1 protein-coding gene is annotated in these 1,412 nt (G+C 66.3%); it reads left to right on the forward strand.

What is annotated here, in order from left to right; all coding sequences use genetic code 11:
- On the forward strand, positions 1 to 1,377 hold a 1,377-nt coding region (locus IEZ31_RS55705; protein ID WP_190258281.1), incomplete at its 5' end, for a hypothetical protein.
- Positions 1,378 to 1,412 lie beyond the last annotated feature (35 nt).

Below are 1,412 nucleotides of genomic sequence, written 5' to 3' on the forward strand. Positions count from 1 at the left end.
GTGCTCGCCGACACCCCATGGCCGGAACGCAAGATCGACCAGGTGATGCCGCTGATCCGTAAGGCCGCCGCCACCGGCCGGTCCCAGGTCGTCGCCGTCGGCGTGGCCCAGGAGTTCCAACGGGTGTTCACCGGCACCAAGTCAGCGACCGGCACCGGGGCGGTGTGGTTCACCTACCAGCGCACCGAGCGTCGGGTGACCTGCTACTACTTCTACCTGTGGGACACCGACTTCGGCCCGGCGTTCATCAAGGTCTGCGCCTACTTCCCTTACCCCGGCAAGATCTGGATCAACGGGCACGAGTGGGCCAAACGTCAAGCGGCCCAGGCCGGAATCGGCTTTCGGGAACTGTCCAACGGCTTCGCCGCGTGCGATGACCCCGCCGCGCTGCAGGCGATCTGCGACCGGTTCGGTCCCGGCACCATCGCCGTGTTCACCGAACGGTGGTGGGCCCGGCTGCCGCTGCCGTTCACCCCGACCGACCGGGCCGCCGGCTACTGGTGGGACATCGCCATGCGCCAGGTCGAGGTCGCCAAGACCATCGTGTTCACCACACCCCGCCACGCCCGGGCCTTCTTCGAAGCCCTCACCGCGGACAACCTCGACATCGGCCGCCCCGACAACATGGAAATCATCTTCGACCGGCAGATCCGCTCCACCACTCACGGCGTGTTCCGCACCGCCATCGACCGCGACAACGACGGCGTGGTCGTCAACGCCTTCTACCGCCACTCCCGGATCAAGTACTACCTCAAAGACCGCCGCGCGCTGCGCATCGAGACCGTCATCAACGACACCTACGACCTCGGTGTGCTGCGCCGCCTCGAACACCTCGACGAGATCATCGCCAAGACCCGTGACGTCAACCGCCGGCTGCTGGACACTATCCGGGTCGGTCAGGGTTGCGTCCTTGCGAGCCCAGCCCTTGAGCGGGTCGCGCAGCCCACCCTCACCGAGGACGGCAGGAGGGCCCCAGCCCTACGCTTCGGCGACCCTCGGGTCATGGCCCTGACCGGCGCCCTCTGCCTGCACCTGTTCGCCGTCACCGGCGTCACCAACAAGCGCCTCCGTGCCTTGACCGCCCGGCTGCTCGGCACCACCTACACCACCAGCCAGATGACCTACGACCTACGCCGCCTGCGGCTCAACGGCCTCATCACCCGCGTCGAGCACACCCACACCTACGTCCTGACCCCTGACGGGCAACGCCTCGCGATCTTCTACACCAAACTCCACAACCGTCTCCTCCGACCACTCACAGCCGCCGACCAGCCCCAAGCCCCACCCGAACTCCGCCACGCCCTGAACACCATCGACCAGCACGTCCAGGACTACATCACTCGAGCCCGCCTCCAAAAACCCAGCTTGAAAACCTGACTCTCCTGTCCAGATTCTCAAACCCAAGGATCTAG

Origin of the sequence: Dactylosporangium sucinum (assembly GCF_014647515.1) — a bacterium.
GTDB lineage: Bacteria > Actinomycetota > Actinomycetes > Mycobacteriales > Micromonosporaceae > Dactylosporangium > Dactylosporangium sucinum.